The organism is Fictibacillus sp. S7 (assembly GCF_004127935.1).
Classification (GTDB): Bacteria; Bacillota; Bacilli; order Bacillales; family Fictibacillaceae; genus Fictibacillus_C; species Fictibacillus_C enclensis.
On record NZ_QJKL01000001.1, the window covers coordinates 2,129,430 to 2,153,319 of the forward strand.

At 43.6% G+C, this 23,890-nt stretch carries 24 protein-coding genes; 10 read left to right on the forward strand and 14 right to left on the reverse strand.

The features are described 5' to 3' along the window. Positions 1-21 precede the first annotated feature (21 nt). On the reverse strand, positions 22-411 hold the full coding sequence (locus DMO16_RS24580) for a hypothetical protein (protein ID WP_206738091.1): 390 nt from the start codon (positions 409-411) through the stop codon (positions 22-24). Positions 412-559: 148 nt separating this feature from the next. On the opposite strand from DMO16_RS24580, the gene DMO16_RS10895 reads away from it, so the two are divergent. Next, entirely contained in the window at positions 560-1,414 is an 855-nt protein-coding gene (locus DMO16_RS10895) for a DUF1206 domain-containing protein (protein WP_061967487.1), read from the forward strand. A gap of 144 nt (positions 1,415-1,558) precedes the next feature. After that, positions 1,559-2,386, forward strand: a complete 828-nt coding sequence (locus DMO16_RS10900; RefSeq protein ID WP_129477422.1) for a GDSL-type esterase/lipase family protein — start codon at positions 1,559-1,561, stop codon at positions 2,384-2,386. Positions 2,387-2,571: 185 nt separating this feature from the next. Here the strand turns inward: DMO16_RS10900 and DMO16_RS10905 are convergent, their stop codons facing one another. Then, positions 2,572-3,201 carry a hypothetical protein gene (locus DMO16_RS10905; RefSeq protein WP_129477424.1) on the reverse strand — a complete coding sequence of 210 codons (630 nt, stop codon included), beginning with the start codon at positions 3,199-3,201 and terminating at the stop codon, positions 2,572-2,574. Positions 3,202-3,215: 14 nt separating this feature from the next. Continuing rightward, positions 3,216-3,482, reverse strand: a complete 267-nt coding sequence (locus tag DMO16_RS10910) for a hypothetical protein (protein WP_129477426.1) — start codon at positions 3,480-3,482, stop codon at positions 3,216-3,218. Positions 3,483-3,792: 310 nt separating this feature from the next. Here DMO16_RS10910 and DMO16_RS25430 point away from each other — a divergent pair, with 310 nt between their 5' ends. Continuing rightward, positions 3,793-3,876: a putative holin-like toxin gene (locus DMO16_RS25430; protein WP_353051312.1), complete on the forward strand. Its 84-nt coding sequence runs from the start codon at positions 3,793-3,795 to the stop codon at positions 3,874-3,876. 54 nt (positions 3,877-3,930) lie between these two features. Here the strand turns inward: DMO16_RS25430 and DMO16_RS10915 are convergent, their stop codons facing one another. After that, on the reverse strand, positions 3,931-6,090 hold the full coding sequence (locus tag DMO16_RS10915; RefSeq protein WP_129477428.1) for an ATP-dependent Clp protease ATP-binding subunit: 2,160 nt from the start codon (positions 6,088-6,090) through the stop codon (positions 3,931-3,933). Positions 6,091-6,335: 245 nt separating this feature from the next. After that, complete coding sequence (locus DMO16_RS10920) at positions 6,336-6,848, reverse strand: BsuPI-related putative proteinase inhibitor (protein ID WP_129477430.1); 513 nt, start codon at positions 6,846-6,848, stop codon at positions 6,336-6,338. 129 nt (positions 6,849-6,977) lie between these two features. Between DMO16_RS10920 and DMO16_RS10925 the strand changes: the two genes are divergently transcribed. Further along, positions 6,978-8,354 carry an FAD-binding oxidoreductase gene (locus DMO16_RS10925; RefSeq protein ID WP_061967474.1) on the forward strand — a complete coding sequence of 459 codons (1,377 nt, stop codon included), beginning with the start codon at positions 6,978-6,980 and terminating at the stop codon, positions 8,352-8,354. A 226-nt stretch (positions 8,355-8,580) separates the two neighbouring features. After that, complete coding sequence (locus tag DMO16_RS10930; RefSeq protein ID WP_129477432.1) at positions 8,581-8,871, forward strand: hypothetical protein; 291 nt, start codon at positions 8,581-8,583, stop codon at positions 8,869-8,871. Positions 8,872-9,007: 136 nt separating this feature from the next. Here DMO16_RS10930 and DMO16_RS10935 read toward each other — a convergent pair whose 3' ends face one another. The 4 genes from DMO16_RS10935 to DMO16_RS10950 form a co-directional block, all read right to left on the reverse strand. Then, positions 9,008-9,268 carry a hypothetical protein gene (locus DMO16_RS10935; RefSeq protein ID WP_129477434.1) on the reverse strand — a complete coding sequence of 87 codons (261 nt, stop codon included), beginning with the start codon at positions 9,266-9,268 and terminating at the stop codon, positions 9,008-9,010. Positions 9,269-9,315: 47 nt separating this feature from the next. Continuing rightward, positions 9,316-11,166: a PAS domain-containing sensor histidine kinase gene (locus DMO16_RS10940; protein WP_129477436.1), complete on the reverse strand. Its 1,851-nt coding sequence runs from the start codon at positions 11,164-11,166 to the stop codon at positions 9,316-9,318. Between the two features lie 163 nt (positions 11,167-11,329). Continuing rightward, positions 11,330-11,608 (reverse strand): HU family DNA-binding protein, encoded by a 279-nt coding sequence (locus DMO16_RS10945; protein WP_061967465.1) that lies wholly within the window; start codon positions 11,606-11,608, stop codon positions 11,330-11,332. A 152-nt stretch (positions 11,609-11,760) separates the two neighbouring features. Then, positions 11,761-12,531 (reverse strand): SDR family NAD(P)-dependent oxidoreductase, encoded by a 771-nt coding sequence (locus DMO16_RS10950; RefSeq protein ID WP_129477438.1) that lies wholly within the window; start codon positions 12,529-12,531, stop codon positions 11,761-11,763. A gap of 194 nt (positions 12,532-12,725) precedes the next feature. Here DMO16_RS10950 and sigY point away from each other — a divergent pair, with 194 nt between their 5' ends. Further along, positions 12,726-13,253 carry an RNA polymerase sigma factor SigY gene (gene sigY, locus DMO16_RS10955; RefSeq protein ID WP_240482185.1) on the forward strand — a complete coding sequence of 176 codons (528 nt, stop codon included), beginning with the start codon at positions 12,726-12,728 and terminating at the stop codon, positions 13,251-13,253. Next, the gene (locus DMO16_RS10960; RefSeq protein WP_129477440.1) at positions 13,228-13,539 is read left to right on the forward strand and encodes a YxlC family protein; all 312 of its coding nucleotides are present in this window, start codon (positions 13,228-13,230) and stop codon (positions 13,537-13,539) included. Before sigY ends, DMO16_RS10960 begins: the two co-directional genes overlap by 26 nt. A gap of 250 nt (positions 13,540-13,789) precedes the next feature. Here the strand turns inward: DMO16_RS10960 and DMO16_RS10970 are convergent, their stop codons facing one another. From DMO16_RS10970 to DMO16_RS10985, 4 genes are all read right to left on the reverse strand, one after another. Continuing rightward, positions 13,790-16,564: a DEAD/DEAH box helicase gene (locus DMO16_RS10970; protein WP_129477442.1), complete on the reverse strand. Its 2,775-nt coding sequence runs from the start codon at positions 16,562-16,564 to the stop codon at positions 13,790-13,792. After that, complete coding sequence (locus DMO16_RS10975) at positions 16,557-18,221, reverse strand: hypothetical protein (RefSeq protein WP_129477444.1); 1,665 nt, start codon at positions 18,219-18,221, stop codon at positions 16,557-16,559. Before DMO16_RS10975 ends, DMO16_RS10970 begins: the two co-directional genes overlap by 8 nt. Before the next feature lie 113 nt (positions 18,222-18,334). Then, entirely contained in the window at positions 18,335-18,592 is a 258-nt protein-coding gene (locus DMO16_RS10980; protein WP_061967450.1) for a phage holin family protein, read from the reverse strand. Positions 18,593-18,665: 73 nt separating this feature from the next. Further along, on the reverse strand, positions 18,666-20,225 hold the full coding sequence (locus tag DMO16_RS10985) for a Na+/H+ antiporter (RefSeq protein ID WP_129477446.1): 1,560 nt from the start codon (positions 20,223-20,225) through the stop codon (positions 18,666-18,668). Positions 20,226-20,432: 207 nt separating this feature from the next. Between DMO16_RS10985 and DMO16_RS10990 the strand changes: the two genes are divergently transcribed. Further along, positions 20,433-20,585 carry a Spo0E family sporulation regulatory protein-aspartic acid phosphatase gene (locus DMO16_RS10990; protein WP_425590032.1) on the forward strand — a complete coding sequence of 51 codons (153 nt, stop codon included), beginning with the start codon at positions 20,433-20,435 and terminating at the stop codon, positions 20,583-20,585. Positions 20,586-20,674: 89 nt separating this feature from the next. Here the strand turns inward: DMO16_RS10990 and DMO16_RS10995 are convergent, their stop codons facing one another. Further along, the gene (locus DMO16_RS10995; protein ID WP_061967448.1) at positions 20,675-21,625 is read right to left on the reverse strand and encodes an aldo/keto reductase family protein; all 951 of its coding nucleotides are present in this window, start codon (positions 21,623-21,625) and stop codon (positions 20,675-20,677) included. 295 nt (positions 21,626-21,920) lie between these two features. Here DMO16_RS10995 and DMO16_RS25170 point away from each other — a divergent pair, with 295 nt between their 5' ends. Beyond that, on the forward strand, positions 21,921-22,832 hold the full coding sequence (locus tag DMO16_RS25170) for a peptidoglycan-binding protein (protein WP_074440434.1): 912 nt from the start codon (positions 21,921-21,923) through the stop codon (positions 22,830-22,832). Between the two features lie 198 nt (positions 22,833-23,030). Continuing rightward, a complete protein-coding gene (gene bacA, locus DMO16_RS11005) occupies positions 23,031-23,834 on the forward strand; it encodes an undecaprenyl-diphosphate phosphatase (protein ID WP_129477449.1) in 804 nt (267 codons plus the stop codon). Positions 23,835-23,890: the final 56 nt, after the last annotated feature.

Here is a 23,890-nt window from a genome sequence, read left to right on the forward strand (position 1 = left end):
GATGAGTTTTTCATACGTGCATTAGAAGCCCCCAAAGCCGCCACCCGGAAAGCCGCCATAATAACCAGGGTAGCCGCCATAATAACCAGGGTAGCCGCCAAATCCTCCCGGTACGCCTCCATAAGCGCCTGGAAAGGGAGCCACACCACCGTACCCATAACCGTAGCCAAAGGCAACTGGCGGACGCGGAGCGAGTGCAAATCCGGCAATCGTACCGAGTCCAAGACCGATCAGCCCTGCACCCAATAACGGAAAGAACCTTCCTGTTCCATCATCCTGATGGGGAAGCAAATACACATTTTCTGCATCAACATTTTGGATGGTTCCTACGTATCGATTTCCATCGGTGGTGGTGATTTCAACATCCTGACCCATATATTGACAGCATAACCCATAATAATGTTCTTTCATATATAACCCTCCCTTTAGATTAAATTGCATAAGGTTTCTTTCTATGGTATGCAAATTATGGAATATGGGTTTGGACAGCTGTCTGCTAGTTTGATGAATTGGAGAAAATGGGTACTAAGTACATAGAACCTTTGAAAGGGGCACCCATATGGATAAAGATTTGTCACAGCACAAAGAGCACGCTGAAAGAAAAGCTGAAGAATACAAAGAAGAAGCCGAGCCATGGATCGTTCGCATGGCCCGGTTTGGCCACCTGTCGAAAGGTGCCGTTTACATTCTCATTGGAGTACTCGCGGTTATGACTGCATTCGGTTTGGAGGGGAAACTCGCTACTTCCTCTGGTGCACTTTACACGATCGCCAAGCAGCCTTTTGGCTCCATTCTGCTTGCAGTGCTCGCTGTCGGGCTTGCCGGCTATGCGTTGTGGGAAGTCATCATGGCAATCTTTGATCCCGAGCACAAAGGGAAGGATGCAAAAGGATGGATGGCACGCATAAGCTACCTCATTGTTGCAGGTGTCTATTTCGGCTTATGCGGAAGTGCCATCAAGATTATATTCAGAGCTAGCAGTGGTTCCTCCAGCGAGAAATACCAGACACTTTCAGCCAAAGTTCTTGCTCAGCCTTTTGGCCAGTTCATCATTGGGCTCCTTGGCGCCATTCTGATCGGGGTAGGAATCTTTAATTTTTATAAGGCCTATAAGGAAAAATATTTAAACAAACTGAAGCGCGAAGAAATGAATCAAAAAGAATGGAAAACAGCACGTTACATTGGCAAATTTGGAATTTCCGCCCACGGAATCGTCTTTGCCATTATGGGCATCTTTCTCATCCGTGCAGCCGTCCAGGCAGACCCTGATGAAACGAAAGGACTGGACGGAGCACTTGCGGAGCTTGTTAAACAGCCCTATGGGCAGGTTCTCCTGACCATAGTAGCTCTCGGTCTCGTTGCCTACGGCGTTTACCTGCTCTTTGAAGCACGCTTCAGAAGGCTCGACCCTTAAAACAACAACATCCCGGCACAAAAGAGCCGGGATGTTGTTTTATTGATCCGGTGTGAGACCGCTCTCATATGTTTCTTTCATGCTAATATATTGATAGGAGAGGGAGAAATGGTTTAAAATGGGGACCTTGAAAGGAGGCAGCATATGAAGAAATGGCTATGGCTGGCGCTCATCCTTTTAGGTTTGATAGTTGTCTCTGTCGGAGGATGGTATTATTATCCTCAATTTAAAATTGACCGTTTGAAAGCACAAAATGCCGCTATACAGGACTCAGCCGATAAGCCTGAATCCCATAATGTTTCCTATATCGGCCACTTAAGAAATCTTCCCGGGAAGGCCATTCATCATCTTGCCCTGGGAGATTCAGTCATACAGGGACGGGGATCGACGGAAGGTGGATTTATCAAAATAGCCAACGATGAAATATCCTCGCTTACCGGAAAGAAAGCGATTCTGGATAACCAGGGTATATCCGGGGCAACAAGCGGAGACCTGCTCAGATTTTTATCCACCCCTGATATGAAGGAGCGGATTCATTCGGCAGATTTGATAACGATCAATATTGGGGGCAATGATCTCGTTACACTCGCATTAAAGGAAGGTCCGGTTAAAGCGCTGCAGGATTATGCCAATGTTAAATCATCCTATCAGAATAATCTGGTTGAGATCTTTTCCATCATTCGAAAAGAAAATCCTGACGCCATCCTTGTTTACAACGAATTGTACAACGCGGTAGACTCAGAGGAGACCTTTTTTCCTGCCACGAAAAAGTTATTGAATGACTGGAATCTGATCGCCTACGAAACCACTGCAAACAATAAACCATCGATTGTCATCCCGAGCAGTGAGGTATTGAAACCTGAAAACAGAAAAAAATGGATTTACGATGCCATTCATCCCAATGATAAAGGCCATGAAATGATTGCTAAGCAAATGATTAAAACATTAGAAGCACCTTATCAGCAAAAATGAAAGCACTGTCCTCATTTGGGACAGTGCTTATTGGTATTGGCAAAAAAATAGAGATGCCCTGGTCAAGGCATCTCATATGTATAGGGGATTACATTATCTCACCTATTCCCCCATTTCGTAAGCATCCAGAGACTTGCGTCTTGGTGCCTATTTTACCATTAACATTCAATAACAGACCAATATAACTAAGACCTTTCCGCTAGTCCCGAATCCTTCTTGATCTGCTCTCTCGTTTTAACGCTCTTAAGGCCGTTTTTCTCCCCCAGGTAATCCAGTATGTCATCATCGGTCATTCCCATGGCCTTCAATCCTTTGGCAATGGTACGAAGATACCCAGGAGCTGGAGCCACGTATTCTTCCTCCCCCATATCATGATTGGAGGTAAAAGAGAAAATCGGGTAGCCATCACAATCTCCAAGATAAACAATGGTGCCATACCAGCCCTCTGTCAAAGGAAGAAAACGGGCTTCTTTAATCTTTTCAAAATCGAACTCTAGCCCGTCAATTCCATTCTCCTGTGAAGCAACATCCATAAACTGCTCCTCGGTGACTAAGTACATTCGGCCGATGGTTTTTGAAGAAGCAGCAGGCTGATGCCCGATAAAGGCCACCCCTCCTGCTCCCCATTTGCTTTCCTGCTTTGAAAAATAAAGCGGATATTCCATTTCAACCGAACGATCTTCCAGTGGAGGATTGCAGTTCCTGCACCCTCTTTCCGGTTCGGAGCTTCCTTCTGCCTGCGTTCCTTCTATGTAACAGGAAAACCTGTCTTTATTCATGTTTGATCCATAGCTTGCATACCATACATACTTCACGCTGTTACTCCTTCCTACAAATACCGCACCTGCTGTTTAATGTAGCGGCGCAAATAACTGACAAAATCCATAAAACTGTTTTTATCTTCAAAAATTCCTTTTAAGGTGTCCAATTGCGGATAAATGCCATGCGTGTTAAACCTGACAGCTGTAGTTCCCCGGTAAAAATCGCTTCCATCTTCATTCAGAATCACTGTGTCAATGTGTACTTCCTTTGTTCCTTCAATATAATGCTCCTTTACCTCAAAAAAATCCAGTACGTTCAGCTTATATTTCAGCATAGGCATTCCTCCCCGCTCTATTGTAACAAACGCACCTCCAGAATTCCCGCCAGTCGTATCGCAGCAGAATTAGCCAGAAATCGGTAATGGTAAAAAAGTCCCGAAATCATATCAAATCTTTAATTTATCTGAATTTACTGATTTCTTGGTTGGTAAATCGGTACCATCGAACTATTGGGAAAGTTTTGAAATAGTTATAACGATTCTTGTTATATATTGGCAATCGGGATAAAATAGGAATATATAAGACAGGGACTGCGGCTCATTCGAATAAAACGTTCTAGCCCAACAATCATGGGGAGGGAATGGTATGACAGTATTCGAAGCAATGTCGTTGATGATTGGTTTTTCCATGCTAGTGCTGACCATTATTCGCTCCAAGGACAATGATTAAGTCTACCCACATAATTATACAAAAAAGCCATGCGTCTGTACGCATGGCTCTTTTTTATTCTACGACTAATTCATTTTCACGAACATCCACTTTTAACGCTTTGTTTTCTTCCTGATCCAGTAATACATCTGCTACGGCATCTTCTACTTTTTCCTGGATTACTCTGCGTAACGGTCTTGCACCGAATGCAGGATGGTAGCCCAATTCAGCAATTTTCTTCTTCGCTTCATCGGTAAACTCGATCGTGATTCCCTGATCTACAAGGTTTTCTTTCAGATCGGCAAGCATCAGTTCAACAATTTGTACAAGGTCATCTTCCTTTAGAGACTGGAACTGTACAATGCTGTCAAACCGGTTCAGGAATTCCGGTTTGAAGTAGGAACCGATGGCATCAAGAATATTGGTTTCTTTTTGTACTTCCGCGATTTCGTTGGTAAATCCTAACTTTTTGGTTTGCTTTACACCACTGCCGGCATTGCTCGTCATGATGATGACTGTATCTTTAAAGGATACAGTACGGCCCTGGCTGTCGGTTAAGCGGCCATCCTCAAGGATTTGCAGGAACATATGCTGTACATCCGGATGCGCCTTTTCAATTTCATCCAACAAAATAATGCTGTAAGGCTTGCGGCGGACCATTTCAGTCAATTGTCCGGCTTCATCATGGCCGACATATCCAGGAGGTGAACCGATAAGCTTGGACACGGCATGTTTCTCCATGTATTCACTCATGTCCAGACGAATCATGGCTTCCTTATCACCAAACAATTCTTCTGCGAGTAACTTGGTCAATTCGGTTTTACCTACCCCTGTCGGACCGACAAACAAGAAGGATCCGATTGGACGGTTCTTCGCTTTCAGACCCGCACGGCTTCTGCGGATGGCTTTGGATACTTTTTCAACCGCTTCTTGCTGTCCGATGACTTTTTGGGAAAGGTTTTTCGCCAAGTCCTTCATTTTCGCCTGTTCGTCTTCCTGAAGCTTTTTAACTGGGATACCTGTTTTCTGCTCTACGATGGATTGAATGTCTTCAAGGGTAACGGCGGCTCTTTCTTTGCCTTCGTTCTCGTTCAATTTTGCCTCCAATTGAAGCTCTTCCTGGCGAAGTTTTGCAGCAAGCTCATAGTTTTCATTCATTGCTGCCTGTTCTTTTTCTTTTGAAATTTCCTCTAAACGCTCTTCAATGGAAGAAGTATCATTGCCTGAATGAAGCAAGTTGATTTTGGAACCGGCTTCGTCCATAAGATCGATCGCTTTATCCGGAAGGAAACGGTCCTGGATATAGCGGTGAGACAAGGTTACACACGCTTTTAAAACATCTTCTGAAAACGTCACTTCATGGTACTGCTCATATTTGGAAGCAAGTCCCTTAAGAATTTCAAATGCCTTTTCAGGAGTTGGCTCGTTAACGATAACCGGCTGGAATCGGCGCTCCAATGCCGCGTCTTTTTCGATTTTGCGATACTCTTTCAGTGTCGTTGCACCCACCAGTTGAAGTTCACCGCGGGCAAGTGCCGGTTTTAAAATGTTGCCGGCATCCATTGATCCCTCGGCTGATCCTGCACCGACGATTTGGTGGATCTCGTCAATGAACAAAATGATGTTTTTACGCTTTTGCAGCTCAGCAATCAACTGCTTCATTCTCTCTTCAAATTGTCCGCGAATACCTGTATCTGCTACAAGAGAAGCTACATCAAGCAAGTAGACTTCCTTGGAAAGAAGTTTGGATGGTACTGTACCTTCGGCAATTTTCAATGCCAATCCTTCAGCAATGGCTGTTTTACCAACCCCTGGTTCCCCAATAAGAACCGGATTGTTTTTGTTTCTTCGATTCAAAATTTCAATCACACGGTTTATTTCTTCCTCACGGCCGATCACAGGGTCAATAAGACCGGTTTTTGCGGCCTGGCTGATGTTGCGGCCGAATTGGTCAAGGAAGCCTCCGCCCCTGCCTCTTCCGCCACCTTGCTGCTGAGCCTGCTGGGATTGTTGCTGGCCTGAAAACCCTGAGTTCATGCCGTTATTCATCATTTGTTTAAAGAAATCATCGAAGGATGAAAATTGGTTCATCGGATTCATACCTCCTGTTGTATTCATAGACTGAGTAATTTTATGATAGCAATCTGCACATAGTGTTAACTGTTGTTTATGTTGATTAAAAGAAACGTTCATTTGAATTGTCGCAGGATTCACTTTACACTGTTCACATTTCATAAAGCATGTCCTCCTTCAGAATGTTAGGTCGTTGTTTGACTTTGACTATCTTTGACCTTATGTCCATATTATACTTTGACCTTCTTTGACTTTCAAGTCCTTTGCTCAAAAAAATTTATATTTGCTTATTTAAAGTACGTTTTATTTTGATTATTTTTATGAGTGTACTCCGTAATAAATAAAAAATCAAACAATCTGCATTTCCCCTTGCTGCATAAAAAAACCCGCTCCATAAGAGCGGATTCTCACTGTATTTCAAATGTTTTTTTCTGCCGATAATCGTTTTCTTCGTTTTTCGCCGTAAGCCATATCTCGATCGTATAAGTGCCCGCTGGCAAGTTTTTTACCATAATGTCCTGCGTGAACGTTTCACCTTGTTTCAGGGTGATCTTGGAAAGAGACTGGGTAAACATGTGATCGTGTGAATATTGATATACCTTTTTCCCGCTTTCATCTTTGACGATGTAATCAAACTTTTTGCCGCTTGTAAATTCAAAGGTTTTTATTTGTTCAGTCTGGTTTTTTAGTTCATAACGCAAGAGCGTGCTGCCTGTGTTTTGCTCCATAACCGAAAGCTTTGGTTCAATAGCTCCCGCAACGATTCCCCCGCTGTGGTCTCTGCCGGGCTTGTCCTTGTGCTGCTCCTGTTTATTCCCGTCTCCCATGACTGGCTCCCCCTTGTCCGCTTCATTTTTTTCTGTTGTTCCGCATCCGCCCAAAAGCAATGTAAAGCTGAGTATCAACAGCCATTTTTTCATGTCATCACCTCACCTAATAGTGTTGGCTGATTTTTGTTTTTTTAACAGAATAAAAAGGATTTTCGCTTTTCATCTATAAATTACCCTAAGAAGAGAATAATCAACATACACCTAAGGGAGGATTTTTACATGCAGGCAACACATGAGGATTTACTTATAGAAATGAGAAAACTAACGGATGAAAAAAGAGCCACAAGCAATGAAACCATTCTTCGCCAGCACAGCAAAGACGAATCTCATCATTCTCCCGTGCTTCCGGAAGTCGTGGTGTTTCCAAACTCAGCCGAAGAAGTATCTTCTATAGTAAAATTCGCCAATGAACATAGAATTCCTGTTGTTCCGTTTGGCGTGGGATCGAGCCTTGAAGGTCATTGCATCCCACTTCAAGGCGGCATCTCCATTAACTTTCAAAATATGAACCAGGTAGTGGAGGTCAGGCCCGAAGATTTTCTCGTTAAAGTACAGCCGGGAGTAACCAGAACACAGCTGAATCAGGCTTTAAAAAAATACGGACTGTTCTTTCCGGTAGATCCGGGAGCGGATGCTACCCTGGGCGGAATGGCCGCCACGAATGCAAGCGGCACAACAAGCGTCCGCTACGGCATCATGCGTCCACAGGTCAGAGATCTCGAAGTGGTTCTTGCCGACGGCTCCATCATTCATACAGGAGGTTTGGCGGCAAAATCTTCATCGGGCTATCATCTCACAGGCTTGTTTGTGGGATCGGAAGGAACCCTTGGCGTATTTACAGAGCTCACACTAAAGGTATACGGCATTCCGGAAACAACCGTGGCAGGCAGGGCCGTTTTCCCTAGCGTGAAAGAAGCAGTTGACGGAGCGGTCTCCCTTTTGTCTTCCGGGAATTCTCTGGCACGTGTAGAGCTTGTGGATGAGCCCTCCATCCGTCAGGTGAACATGCACAGCGATACTTCCTATCCGGAGAAACCCACCCTGTTTCTTGAGTTTCATGGCAATGAAGGCGGAATTGCCCAGGATGTAGCCTTTGCAGAAGAATTGCTCTCGGCCAATGGTTCAGAAGAACTGATTTTCGAAACTGATTCCATCAAAAAAGCAAAGCTTTGGGAAGCTCGCCATCACCTGGCTTATGCATTCAAGCATGGCTTTTCCGGAAGGGAAATGATGCTGACGGATGTGGTGGTGCCGCTTTCGGAATTAACCGGCGCAGTCATTTATGCACGTGAACTGATTGAAAGTGAGGGCCTCCCTGGCGGAGTGCTCGGCCATGTAGGAGATGGCAATTTCCATTCCATTCTCATGTTTGATAAAAATAGCCAGGAAGAAACAAATAAAGCGAACCGGATCAACGAAAGAATTGTAGAATATGCACTTTCCAAAAAAGGAAGCTGTTCCGGAGAACATGGAATCGGTATCGGAAAAATGAAATACTTACAGCAGGAGCATAGTGACACTTTGCCGCTGATGAAAATGATCAAGCAGCAGTTTGATCCAAACAACATCATGAATCCGGGCAAGGTTTTATTTTAAAGGTTAAAGAGAGGATGAGTTGGGTAAAGATAGAGTAAAAATTACTCATGAAAGGATCTCATTCGTGAAAACTCTAATCATTCTAATACTCATTGTCATTCTCATTTACCTGTTTGTAAAAAGAAGAAGATAAGTTTAAAGACCCCTTCCGCCTCGGAAGGGGTCTTTTTTGGATAACCTTGGTCTGAAAATAAAAAGAATGAAACAAGAAATCCGGGTGATAAAGATGAAATGGTTTAAGAGTAAAGGCAAACCGTGCAAAAGTTTCAACTCTGTTATTGAGCAGTTCAAACAGTCAAGTGATTTCCATTATTTAAGTCATGAAGAGAGTTTAACGCCTTACTACGTGGGTTACTTTTTTTCCATGGTGGGCAGTAACTTCATCCGGCAGGATATTCTTCCTGATTTAAAAGGAAACAACTTTCAAAGGTATGAAGATATTGAAGCGATCATTCCGGTCGAACTGACTGCTATAGAACACGCTTTAAACAAAACGATTGAAAGGCAGGCGCTCTAAATGATTGCCACGTTTAAAGATAACGGCGTTTATCCCCCGTTATAAATGAAAAATCCACTCAAGAGAAATGGGGCACAAAAAACCAAAAGTGCCTTATTAACAAGACGCTTTTGGTTTCCACTTCCGGCTGGAACTTCTAATGAAGTTGTTCATTGTACGATTGGTACTCCCACTGTGCCAGATCATAATATCCCTGATCAATCCTGGCCTTTTCTTCCTCCAAAACGCTCAGGAGCTCTGCTGGCAAGTGGCTGGTCTGAACGGTTAGATCAATGGCATCGTTTGGCGAATATAAGAGAACTGTAAACAGCTTCTTCGTGGCCATTTCCATTCCATGTACATGAAGGTAATTTAAATCATGAATGCGGTAAACGAAAAAAATATGATAAGGAGACATACAGGTTCCTGCCTTTTTAACAACCATTATGTCCCCTTTAGCCTCTTTTAAACGACGGAAAGGGGGTAAATGGGCAATTTCACCTGAACCTTCGTCCCTTTTCCTTCTTCACTCTCAAATTGGATTTGACCAAAATGCTCTTTAACGATTTTATAGCAGACCATTAACCCAAGGCCTGTTCCTTTTTCCTTTGTCGTATAAAAGGGTTCACCCAGTTTTTCAAGCCGGTCTTTAGGGATACCGGAACCCTGGTCCTCAATTTCGACCATCACATTTCCTTTGGCTTTTATTAGAGTCAGCCTGATCAGCCCTCCCTTGTCCATGGATTCAATTGAATTTTTCAACAGGTTGATAAAAAGCTGCTTCAATTGGTTTTCCACACAATAAACCGGTGGGATATCCCCGAATGTGTTCAGTTGGATTTGGACATTTTTTATAATGGCCTGCGTATCCAGGAGCCGTCCCACGCTCTCGAGCATATCTTTGAGTGAACTGTTTTCAAAATGAACGGCCTGGGGCTTCGCCACGAGCATCAGCTCACCGACAATATCATTGATTCGTTTTAATTCGGTCAGCATGATTCCGATATACTTGTCTTTCATTTCTTCATCTGATTCCTTCAGCAGCTGTGCAAAGCCGATAAGAGATGTCAGGGGATTGCGTATTTCATGGGCGACTCCTGCCGCGAGCTCACCGAGAACAGACAGCTTCTCAGACTTCCTTATAAGCTCTTCGGTTTCTTTGGTTGCTGTTATATCCCGTGCAATGGTTACAAAGCTCTCTATCTCATCCCATTCGTTCAAGACCGGGACGGCATTGGTTTCCATGACCACCCAATCCCCGCTGCTTATTTTTAGCCGGAACTCGAACGTGAAGGGTTTCTTCTGGCTTCTTGCCTTGGCAAACGTGGCACGCAAGAATTCCCAATCGTCCTGATGAATTCTTGAAAAAAGGACCTCATTCAGTTCATCGATACCATTGGTCAAGCCGAGCAATCCTTCATGTGAAGGTGAGCAGTACAGAAGTTTTCCCGAAGAATCAGCCACAGCGATCAGATCTTTGGAATGCTCAGCAATTACCCGGTACTTGGCTTCACTTTCCCGCAGAGCCCGCTCCGCTTTTTTTTGAGGCGTGATATCCCGGTAAATCAAACAAAAGCCAATCACTTGCCCCTGCATATTTCGAATGGCCGAGAAAGAAATCGAAACATCGATCTTTGTCCCTTCTTTGCATACCCGCTGGGTTTCAAAGGAAGGCACAGTACTTCCTTCCGCCAGCAGGCTCATGATACTTTTTGATTCTGGTTTATATTCAGAAGGGATAATCACATCAGTATCCACTCTTCCGGAAATCAGATCGTCTTCTTTCCAGCCAAATAATTTTTCAAATGAATGGTTAACTTTAATTGGATTTTCCTTTGTATCCACAATTAATATCGCATCGGTCGTTCCTTTAAGAACCGATTCTAATAGTTCAAGGGCCACACTGAGCTCCTCTTCCTTCGCTTTGTGCTGAGTGATGTCACGCCCAGTTACAAACAGGTACAGAGGATTGCCCTCATCATCAAATGTTGCTTGTTTAATCAATTCAAGAATAATGTAGGAACCATCCTTTTGCAGCACTTCCTCCTGGATTTTAATCGGCCGGCCCGTTTCCCATGCTTTTTGGTCCGTTTCATGGCAGCGCCGGATGGTATCAGGCGTAAGGAAGCACGAGAGCTCCTCAGCTCGCAGTCCTTTATATGAACTCCGGTCGACACCGCACACTTGCAACGCGAATTCATTGGCTACAAGCCATTCGCCTTCCTCGTTTTTCAAACAGATGAACTCCGGGAGTACATCAATTAACTTCTTAAATACACCAAGCTTTGGGAGAAGCTCATTACCCGTTAATATCATAAAAGTCCACACCCTCAACTTTCAGTCTGTCGTTTTCTGTCATTAATCTCTCTTTATATTAGATACAAAGAAGGCGTTTTCCTTCATGAATCGACCGACAAAATGAGGAACAAATCGCTCTTTTATGACAAAAGAAAAAAACCCCCGTGAATGGGGGGTTCTTTTATACTGCTTTTACAGCTTCTTTTAATGACTTTCCAGGCTTGAACGCCGGCACACTGCTTGCAGCAATCATAATCTCTTCGCCTGTCAGAGGATTACGTCCTTTTCGGGCGTTTCGGTTACGAGTTTCAAAGGTTCCAAACCCGATGAGCTGAACACTTTCTCCCTGCTTTAATGAATTGGTGATGGCATCAAGTACAGCTTCCACCGCAAGTGTTGATTCCTTTTTATTCATACTTGTAGCCGCTTTTACTGCGTCGACTAAATCTTGCTTTCTCATGATAAAAGACCTCCTAAAATAGCAATTAAATGTGTTGCATTTGCTACCATTATTAACCTTTCTTCATGTTTTATACATGTTTTCCTTGTTTTTCTTCGAAAGCAAAAAAACCCTGAGCCCATAATACTCAGGGTTTCGAGATTCTCAGTCTGCTAAAATCCGTATACGGTCATACCGCCATCGACGAACAAGGTTTGCCCCGTACAGTAGGAACCTGCATCCGAAGCGAGAAAAACAGCCGGCCCAACCAGCTCCTGCAGCTCACCGACTCTGTTGAGCGGAGTGCGGGACAGGATATCGTTAAAGTAGGTTTCATCTGCAAGCAGCTTTTCGGTCAGCGGTGTTTTGAAATACCAGGGGCCGATTGCATTGACGTTGATTCCAAATCTTCCCCATTCAAGTGCCAGGTTTTTGGTCATTTGAATGAGTGCGGCTTTGGTAGAGGCATAAACCACCCCGGTGCGCAATGCCACATGGCCCCCGACCGAGGAAATATTCAGGATTCGGCCATATTCGGCTTCCTTCATCCGCTTTCCTGCTTCCTGAGAAAAATAAAAAGCAGATCGAAGATTTGTATTGATAATGGTATCCCATTCTTCCTCTGTCACATCGAGTGCTTTGCTCCTGATATTCATACCGGCATTATTAACCAAAATATGTAGAGGAATGCGGTCTGTATCCAGAGAATGGTACAAAGACTGTATTTCTAGTTTTTGTGTGACATCGACCGCATACGTATACGCTTTTCTCCCCATCTCCTGAACGACGCCTGCCACTTCGTCCAAGTCCTTCTGTGTACGGGAGACCAAAATAACATCTGCTCCGGCTTCCGCAAAACCGATGGCCAGCGCCCTGCCGATTCCCCGTCCGGCGCCTGTAATCATCGCTGTTTTTTCTATCAATGAAAAGGATGGCAAATACATTACAATCTTCCTCTCTGATTAGTACCTCGCGATTGTTTTTTCAATAATCAAACCATTCTTATTTTAGCACATTCAGTTGGAACTGCATTATTTTATGGCTCTGGTGAACGAATGGAGTGCCATACACGTCATATCTTTAGATTCATGAATCTAAAGGAGCAAGGAGGAAAGAGCCATTTATGGAGGAAAAGGACTTGATTAAACAAGCAAAAAAAGGGAACCAGAACGCTCTTTCTCTTTTGCTGCAGCAAAATTATTCGATCTTGTTTCACTACCTTTTAAAAATCACCCTGAACCGGTCGGTGACTGAGGATCTTGTTCAGGAAACCATGCTTAAATGCATACAAAAAATCGAACTGTACGAGGAAAAAGCCAAATTCTCTTCCTGGCTGATCTCTATTGCTTCTAACCTGTATATGGATCAGATCAGAAAACAGAAGACTGAGAAAAAATACAACGAGCAGATCAAGCAAGCCCGAAGCTTAAAATGGAAAGCAGCAGCCAGCAACGAAGAGTGGTCGGAGTTGCTAGATGCCTTATGCGTACTAAATGAAGAAAACCGGATTCCCTTAATCCTGAAGCACTATTACGGGTACACGTATGACGAAATTGGCAGAATGCTGAAGATTCCGGCAGGAACTGCGAAATCTAGGGTTCACAACGGGGTGAAATTCATCAGAGAGGAGTTGGAAGACCATGAAAGAAAACGAGGAGAAGCTTAAACACCAGCTCACAGAGGAGCTTTCAAGACTAGAAAAATGGGAAAGTCCCCCAATACCTGACCTTGCCTTTTTTGAACAGCTTGTTACTGAAGAAAAAAAGCGAATTCACCAACAGCTTATCAGGGAGCTGTTCTATTTCGCTCTGACGGCCGCAGTGATTTTATGTTGTGTCGCGGTCATGCTCATACGCCTTCCGGTTTTCTTCTTGCTGCTGCAGGTTCCGGTTTTAGTGGCTGCCGTATTGTTCCTGTTCTATCCTCGTAAAAAGGAAGGTGAAGTGGAATGACATCCGAGTTTCATGGGCTGCCCCTTTGGTTACTCATCCTGTTGATTTTCGTTTTGCTGTGCCAGAGTACCTTCCTCTTCCTTGATGGCAGAAAACGGGGATACCGCTATTGGTTTTGGTCCCTGTGGGGGCTGATTCAATGTCCTCTCCCTCTTCTTTTTTATTTGATCTTTGCCAGAAGGATATTCCGCAGAACGTCGTCGTGAAGTTAAAAAAAGAGGAGCATACACCAGCGTAAGCTCCTCTTTTTTTATTCTTTTTCCACCCATTCTTTTCGCAATACAAAAAGTTCCCGTAATTCCTGGGTGGATAGTTCAGTGATCCAATTTTCGCTAGTGATGACTTTTTCGCTTAATTCTTTTTTGCTTTCAAGCATTTCATCAATGCGCTCTTCCAGCGTTCCAAGCGTAATCATTTTGTGGACCGTCACAAATTTTTTCTGTCCGATCCGGTGGGCTCGGTCTGTCGCCTGGTTTTCCACTGCCGGATTCCACCAGCGGTCAAAGTGGATAACATGGTTGGCTTCTGTAAGATTCAGCCCTGTCCCGCCTGCTTTCAATGAAAGAACGAAGACGTTATGCTTTTTGGCCTGAAATTGTTCAATCATTTCATCGCGTTTTGCTTTTGGAATCCCTCCATGCAGGAAAGGCACCTCTTCATTCCACCGCTTTTCGATGTAATCCTTGATCAGATTTCCCATAAATAAAAATTGAGTAAAGATCAGGCAGCCTTCATCCTTCTCCTTAATGGCCTCCAAAAGCTCCATCAGTTTCGAGAATTTGCTTGATCGTTCTTCAAGCCTTGTTTTTTTCTCTTCTTTTAAATAGAGAACCGGGTGATCACAAATTTGCTTCAGTTTGCCAAGAAGGGCTAGAATCAATCCCCTTCTCTTCATTCCTTTCTCTTGCTCCAGCTGCTGAAACGTATCCTGAATGATCCGTTCATAAAGAGTTGCCTGTTCAGTTGTAAGGTGCACGTATTCTTTAATTTCCTGTTTATCCGGCAGGTTCAGCTGAACGTGGGGATCCTTCTTCGTCCTTCTTAGCAGAAAGGGCTGTACGAGACTTTGCAGTTGCTTCAGCCGGTCATTGTCATGCTCCCGTTCAACAGGAATAACGAACCTCTTACGAAATGCCGTTTCACTGCCAAGGTAACCGGGATTAAGGAAGTCAAAGATCGCCCAAAGCTCCAGAAGGCGGTTTTCCACAGGTGTTCCGGTAAGCGCAATTTTATGACGTCCGGACAAACGTCGGATACTCCTGGACTGTTTGGTAAAACTGTTTTTGATGTTTTGGGCTTCATCCAGAATAATGGCATCCCACATCACAGGCTGAAATTCATCCTGATCAAGCTGTGCTGTCGTATAGGACGTTAAAACCACATCCGCATCCCTGATCGCCTCCATGAAGTGTTCTCCCCTGACCCGCGATGAACCATAATGAAGAAAAACGTTCAGGCTCGGTGAAAAATGCTGCAGCTCTTTTTGCCAGTTTCCAATAACAGACGTGGGACAGATCAAAAGCACCGGGAGCTTACCGCTTCGTTTCCCTTCTCGGGTATGAAGCAGGTAGTCGATGGTCTGAATGGTTTTCCCAAGCCCCATGTCGTCAGCCAGACAGCCACCCAAGCCAAACTTTCTTAAAAATTGCAGCCAGGAACTGCCGACTTTTTGATAGTCACGAAGACTTCCTTTAAACCCGGGAGCTAATGGCTGAATCGGAATTTCTCTTACCTCAGACAGCTGCTCCACCATTCGGGAGAGATCACTGTTCAGCTCGATATTGACATACCGGAGCATGGAAGGCTCTTCCTGACTGCCGTTTTTTTGATTTTGAAGAAGATGCTGCTCAAGGACATCCTTCAGCTGCAGCCCCTTGCGGTTGAAACTTTTCATGACTTGCCGGACCTCACGGATGAAAGCCGGATCCAGCTTAAACCATTTGCCTTTGATTTTCACCAGACGACGTCTGCTGTCAACCAGCTCCATGAATTCATCTTCGCTTAATTCAATATCACCGGTCGATACCTTCCAGTCGAATTGAACAATAGCATCCAGCCCCAAAAAGGACGGTGCATAGCCCGACGAATTTTTCACCTTGGCTTTAATGTCAGGCTGGAGATCCTTTAGTGCTTCCCACCATGACGGAAGGAGAATCTTAAACCCTCCCTCTTCCAGCCATTCTCCTTTTTCATTTAAAAAATCCCAGGCTTCATTTTCGGTCAGTTTGTGTTTAAAGGAGCCATCCTTCTTTTTTAAAAAAGGCACCAGTGTTCCCGCAAACGCCAAATCCTCGCCGATCCGTTCTTCGTAGGCAGCCCAGTTCTCTCTTGGAAGTCGCTCGCCGTCATTCCATTTATGGGCTTCACCGTTCTCTTTGTCCTCCAGCATCACCTGTAAATTCCAAAACCGGTCATCTTCAGGAGGTTCCTGCAGCTCAAAGAGCAAATCAAACGGTTTCTCATCCTTTTTCCATCCTAATTTGACAAGCCACGATTCTTCCGAAAGATTTTCGTATAAAGCGTTTTTTTCCAAAAGATGCTCAAACGGGAAACGGTCAAAAAAGGCAGGATCCGCATCCAGCCTTTCCGGTTCCGTTAACGCCAGCCCATCAACGGCGGCATTGGCCCAATCTGACAGCTCTCTTGAACTGCCTTCGATTTCCCATTTCCAAAGCCCCTTCTTCCAAGCGGTAAAACTTGGCTTTACCCCGTTATCTTCCAATGAAGAAAGGACCCATTCGGCTTCATCCATCATCGATTGAGCATCTTGCGTCCAATTGCTCTTCTTCAGGAAAAATCGGGGGTGATTGGTGAACAGGCGAAAGGCATCTTCAGCAGAAACATAGATATTCTGTTCATCATCCCGGTCAACAAAGGTGCCGTAGTAGGATTCATGATGCCATGCGAACAACAGCGGCATCCAATCATCGACATGAATCCGGCTTCCCTTCTTTTCACACCAGAACATCATTCTTTTTTCATCCAGCCATTTTGTATGAATGACAATGGCGGTCACATCAATCATGAATGAATTTTCCTTTCCTCAGCTCTTCCTGAAAAGCACGAAGCCGTCCATATTGGGCAGACAGCTTTTCAATATATTCATTAAACTGCCATGAACGATCCAATTTTTTATAAATGGACTGCAGCTTTTTCAGAAAGCGAATGGCCAATTTGTAAGATTTACGGTTTTTCTCGCGGATGAGCCGGTCAACGGATTGGTGATAAATCGGCAACAGGACATCCATCTCCAGCTGCTCCACATCTTTTAAATCTGCGGAATTGATCAGAGAGGGAGAATAGCCCATTAACAGCTGAAGCTCCACCCACCGCTTGAAGTCCTGCTGAACATGCAAAAACTCGTTATATTCATAAAAGGTGACAGGAAGGCAATCAACGAGCATCTCCTCATATTCTTTTTCCTCCCCTGTATACTGAGCATACTTCCAAAAGAACTCGATATACTGATGAAATTCTTCCCGTACGGAAGCATCTTTGTAATAATCTTTGGTTTTCCGGTAGAATTCAGGCTTCAGAGCAAGGAGCCATTTCAAAAGAGCTTCCCATTTTTCCCAATGGAAAAGAAGCTCAAGCCAAATTAACGCATGGCGGGATGAAAACTGCTCTGTGCTCTCCATCCTCTTGAATGCCTCCTTCAGGTCATCCCTCAGAAAGGCAAAATGAACGAGCGCCATATCAAGGAATTGGGCCCGCGAGCCTTTTTCTTTCTCATCAAGCAGCTGTTTTTCATAGGACACTGCCCATTTCTCCACATAGTAAATGGTCGCCCAGCCAACCTGAAATACCCGAAAGATGGTATCAAAGTATCGGGAAGGGAGCTTAAAGATATTCTGGAATTCTCGTAAACTTTCTTCAATCAAATCGAGATGCTCACTCCTCAGGCGCCGAGCATCCATCTCCATGGCCGTCTTGAACATGCCATCCACCAGCTGTTTGAGATTCAAGTGGAAGTGAGAGTGTAAATAATCAGGAATGCCAAATTGTTTTTCATATTCCGTCAGTCTGAGAAATGTTTCAAGCTGGGCATGGAAACGATACAGCTTACCTATATCATCATCCAAAAAGGTCGCAGAATTTAATAAACCGGGATAGAATTCTCTATAAATATGCGTAAATGTATATCCTTCTCCCTTTTCCAGCTCTTTAAAGGTCATATTCTGCATTTTGATTCGTTCAAAGTCTTCAAATCGCTGATCAAACACACTTTTCCATTCTTCCACCGAAAGCACATTTTGGATCCGCTTTTTTGCTTGTTTTTCAGAAACATGAGGGACTTCTGTTACCATAGGCGGTCGGTCCAAACTGCTCTGCTCTTGGTCCTTCAGTTTACCGCGCTGGCTTTTCCATTCCAGTATCAGTTGATAAGGAGGACCAAAGGAAGCATACAGCTGAAAGAAAACAGCTATAATGTGAGCACACGGTTCCGGTTGCCCGCATCTGCAGCTGCTCTCCAGAAAACGGTGAAGGTTAAGGCTTACCTCATGCTCCCCATCTTCCGAAACACGCCCGGTCACAACCGTTTCTTCTTTTACATTTATATTATATACAGCGCCTTTCTGATAAAGCGCATAGCCATCCTGGATCGCTTCACTGCTAAAATGAAACAACACCGTTTTTCCAAGGTTCAACACAACGTCTTTAGGGATTTGCTTACTTAACATGTTAGCCTCCGTAACATAGTATCCTCCATTATATCAAAATTCCGGAGGTTCCATTCAATGTTGTGCTTTTTCTTGCCAAAAACAAAAAAACAATGGACACTTCTGCCCATTTTCTAAAGGTTGATTTTTTTTATCAATGATAATGTTGAATGGACCACCCCTGCATTGGTGACACCATTTACAAACGAATGTATGTTTACTCCAAAATTCCAGAAGGAGAGGAGCACCGAAATCCCCAGGAACACCCAAAACACGTATTCCCTTTTTAGAAAAGGTGCGCGCCTCAATCCAAAGTCAATGACCAGCAATGCCGGAATTAAAAATAATGAGTGCTGATTCAAATACTGAAGCAAAAAAGTTAAGATATCCACTCTATCACCGCCTTTGCTCAAAGCTGTAATAGTATATGGAAGTTTACTAGATTTGCTTATTCATTTGCCCGTTTTATTCCAAATCCTTTTTTCCCAGTCTGTTCAGAATTTTATCTTTTTCTATTTCAGCCAGTTCTTCTGAAATGAGAAGTCTTCTGGCCAATATATCAACTGCCTCATGTTCGGCAGCCAATGCTTCTGCCAGCGCCTTTTCTTCCAGTTCTTTCTCAAGCTCTGGATGATCGCGCAAGAGCTTTTCCATTTGATTTTTCGCTTCATTAATTGTCTGTTCATAGCTTTCCTTCATCTTTCTGAATGTTACAGGAGTAATGACAGCATCATCCTGTAAGCGGTAAAGATGTTTCAGAGCTCGGCGTGAGCGATGATAGCTTGTAAACAAAACTTCATTTTTCTGAATAGCTGGAGCCTGCTTACGGATACCCAAAGCCTTGATTAAATAGCTGATTGTTGTGCCCTGAACAAGAAGGGAAAAGAATACAATGGAAAAGGAAAGAACAATGATTTCATCTCTTCCTTTAAAATCCTGGGTTAAACTTAATGCAAGTGCAATAGACAGTGACCCACGCAGGCCTCCCCAATTGACCACATGTTTCCATTTGGAAGGGATATCCTTAACAAAGATTAACATTCCATAAACAACCACGGCTCTCGAAACTAATACAATCAGGATTCCAATTCCTATGATTTCCCATTTGTCATTAAGATTTATATTTGCAATTTCAAGCCCGACAAGCAAGAAAACGATCGAATTGGCCAAAAGTGACGTCACGTCCCAAAATGAGTTGATATTCATCTTTGTAATTGGGCTCATACCAATTTTGGCTCCGTAGTTCCCTAATATGAGTCCACTGGTAACAACAGCAATAACACCTGAAAAACCAAAAAACTCTGAAAGCAAATAGCTTCCATAGAAAAGGAGAACCGAAAACAGGATTTCCAGCGGATAGTCATCGTAAAAGCTGGTGAGCTTGGAAAAGATATAACCCATTACGGCTCCAATCGCAATACCGCCAAGAGCGACTTTTATAAAAATACCAAAGCCGTACAGTCCTCCAGTCGCTCCCATTTTCAGGTAAGCAGGCAGATATGCAGAAGCAATCGTAAATAAAACGACAGCCATTCCATCATTAAACAAACTTTCACCCTCTACAATGATAGAAAGTTTTCTGTTAACGCCCATGGATTTAAAGATACTAAGAACTGAAACGGGGTCTGTAGCACTCATCAAGGCACCGAATACAAAAGCCGCCTGCAGACCAAGGCCGAGCCATAAATAAGAACTAAATCCCACGAGCACACATGTAATCAGAGTACCTACCAGGGCCAAAAGGACAATGGCCACTTTATTTTCAAGCAGATGGGAAAAAGGCAACTTCAAAGAAGCTTCTCCCAGTAACGTGGGAAGGAGAAGAGAAATAATGACAAACTGGAAGATATCCCCTTCCTGTGTTAAATTTTTGATAGGTTCCAAATTCTCAATGGGAATAAGACCGATTAAAGCGCCTACGACAACCAGTGCAATAGGGTATGGCCTTTTTAGTTTTTTTGCCAGCGCCGTCACCAACACCGAAATACCCAAAAGAATGACAATAATATGTAACCTTTCTTCCATGACGTTGCCTCTTTTCCTATAAAAGCTTTTATTTCTATCCATTTACTATTTTGCGTCCCTTTAAACGGATTTAACGTGAGAGAAAAGGTATTTTGTAACTTTTTGACTATTTTTAGCAAAGCTCTTTCCTTCAAAGGCGTTTTCCTTCATACTTGTTTTTGTGACAAAATCCCTCATGAAAGTCGTGAATGAAAGATGTTATTACAAATGATTGAAAAAAAGCGGGAAGTTTTGCTATGTCTTGGAAAGACCTATGGCTTGACGGCAGAGGTTACTGTGAAATGCAGCCAGGAACTTGATCATTTGCTTAATCTGCTTTCCCGAACAGAGGAAAAACCAAATTCTTTGATAAGACAATAATGGACCAACCCCAAAAATTTAAAAGCAAAAAAACGGCGGGAGACCACTTCCCGCCGTTTTTTTAATGATAATCTTCTATTAATCCCCTATTAATTTTGAAGGATTTCCTCTATGTGTTCAAGTGATTCGGCAGAGAGTTTGACTCCTGAAGCCTTTACGGTTTCCTCCAGCTGATCCGGTGAACTTGCACCCACAATGGCACTTGATACATTGTCCTGACGAAGAATCCAAGAGAGTGCAAGCTGAGCGACAGTAATTCCATTCTCCTCTGCCACTCCTTTTAATTTCTCCACCTTTTGAAGTTTTTCTTCGGTCAGATGGCCGGATATCATTTTCTTGCTGTTCTCGTCCGCGGCCCGGCTTCCTTTTGGCGCCTCTTCCCCGATTTTATACTTTCCAGTCAGAACGCCCTGCGCAAGCGGCGACCATACCACCTGGCCGATGCCGTGTTTTTCACTCACCGGAATAACTTCTTTTTCAATATAACGCTCAAACATATTGTATTGAGGCTGGCTGACAACAATACGGTCCAGCAATTTTTTATCCGCCAGGTGTACCGCTTCTGAAATCTGTTCTGCAGTCCACTCACTCACCCCGGCATAAAGCACTTTGCCATGGCGGATCAAATCATCGATAGCCCGCAGCGTTTCCTCCAGAGGAGTTTCCTTGTCATAGCGATGGCAATAAAAAATATCCACATAATCCAATCCAAGCCGCTCGAGGCTGGCATTGCACTGCTCAATCACATGCTTTCTCGAAAGACCCCGGTCGTTCGGGCCGTCCCCCATTGGCCAGAATGCCTTTGTAGCCAAAACATATGAATCGCGCTGGTAGCCTTTCAAAACGCTTCCCACGACTTTTTCTGCTTCTCCGCGCATATATACGTTTGCGGTATCAAAGAAATTAATTCCAAGGTCAAATGCTTTATGTATGCTGGCTTCTGCATTCTCCCGGGCTACATAGCCCGCAGTGGTCAGCCAGCTTCCCAGAGAAATCTCGCTTACTTTTAATCCAGTACTCCCAAGACGACGGTATTCCATAATCATTTTCCACCTTTCTTTTTAGAAAAATAGGTACAGTACAAGTTTACCAGTTTTCTAAATATTATAAAGAATTACAGCTTGAAATATCCAAAATATCCCCTATTGGTAGGACAAACAGCCGATAATTCTCTCAAAACTGGATGAATTTACTACTATCTTGAAATAATTATGTAACGGTTTTGTTACCTTACTCTAACCTGCCTGTCATACTCTACCTGTACAATGACAATTGTGGCTATCAAGGAAATCATATCCTTTTTAACTAAAACTTTTCGTACTTTAGGAGGTACATATGTTAAAAAAAGTAATTGCAACAGGAGCGATCACTGGAGTAATCATGAGTTCTCCAATAGTAGGGGAAGCCGCGTTAGGGGACCATACATTAAAACAAGGCATGTGGGATAAAGACGTACACCAATTACAGCAATCGCTTAAAGATAAAGGATATTTCCATTATACAGATACAACAGGTTACTATGGAGATATCACAACGGCTTCCGTGAAGGATTTTCAAAAGAAAAACGGACTCAAAGTAGATGGGATTACAGGAAAACAAACAGCAGAAACGCTGCTTCAATCTTCTTTAAATAAATCCAATCTTTTGCAACAGGGCAGCAAAGGCTATGCTGTTTCCGGATTGCAAAGCGAATTAAAGGACCAAGGTTTCTACAACTATACGGTTGATGGAATTTATGGACCTGTTACCGTAAGAGCGGTTAAAGCTTTCCAGACTGCTAAAGGAATCGGTATTGACGGAATCACCGGACCTCAAACCATTAAGGCGCTCTACAGCGATAATGGCGTTCGTGTAAAAACAGAGGTTCAATCTGCTGCTCCGGCACAGAAAACTGCAACTGCTCCTGCTCCAAAAGCTGAAGCACAAGAAACAAAAGCACCTGCACAGAAAAAGCAGGGTAAAACCATTTCTGTGGAATCAACGGCTTACACAGCAAGCTGCAACGGCTGCAGCGGTGTAACGGCGAATGGGACAAACCTTAAATCTAACCCTAATGCAAAAGTCATTGCCGTTGACCCTGATGTTATTCCTTTAAATTCCAAAGTGTATGTTGAAGGATATGGCTATGCAACAGCTGCTGACACTGGCGGAGCGATCAATGGCAACCGAATCGACGTATTCTATCCTTCCAACGATACTGCCAACCAATGGGGAAGAAAAACAGTTAAAGTTACTGTTCTTGATTAATCAGAAAAAACCTTTAATTAAGAGAGGCGGCCGCTTGCCGCCTCTTTTTTTGATGCTCCATCGAAGAGTTTAACGTGAGCCGGACCGCTAGGCCGCTTTTTAAGCTTACGTTGTCACATAATCTTTATATGTTTTTTAGCGGTTTTCTTTTATAATAGGTAAGTGTTTGATTAATTTACGAACAGGCTGGTGAATGTATTGTTTCTTTGGATTGCCATTATTATGGGTCTGGTTGAGGGACTGACCGAGTTTCTTCCGGTTTCTTCCACTGGACATTTAATTATCGCAGGGCACTTTTTAGGATTTACAGGAGATAAAGCAAAAACGTTTGAAATTGTGATACAGCTTGGTTCCATTCTGGCTGTTGTAGTCCTTTACTGGAAAAGGCTGTGGAGCCTTCTCGGTGTGGGCAAAATCGAATCTGAGGATGGGCAAAAGGGCCATTTGAATCTGATTCATATCTTTTGCGGTATGCTGCCTGCAGTTGTGATCGGACTTCTTGTTCACGATGCCGTAAAAAAGTATTTGTTCTCAACAAGTACGGTTGTATTCAGCTTGATTGTCGGCGGACTGCTGATGATTTATGCTGAAAAGAAAAAAAAGAAGATTACAGCGGCTACTCTTGACCAGATTACGTATAAGCAGGCCTTTATCATCGGCTTGTTTCAGTGTCTTGCATTGTGGCCGGGCTTCTCACGGTCGGGTGCTACCATTTCCGGTGGTGTTTTGATGGGATTAAGCCATCGAACGGCGGCTGATTTTACGTTTATTCTTGCGGTGCCGATCATGATCGCGGCCAGCGGACTCGACCTCTATAAAAGCTGGGATTACTTAAGCGCAAGCGACCTCCCGTTTTTTGTTACAGGATTTGTTACGGCCTTTATCGTAGCGGTTGTTGCTATCCTGTTCTTTATTCGTTTGATTGCTAAAGTAAAGCTGACACCATTTGCCTATTACCGTTTCATCCTTGCTGCCGTTTTGGCTGCAATTATCTGGCTGTAATCATAAAGCATCAAAAAAAGATGGCGTTTTCCCGCCATCTTTTTTTGATGTAAATA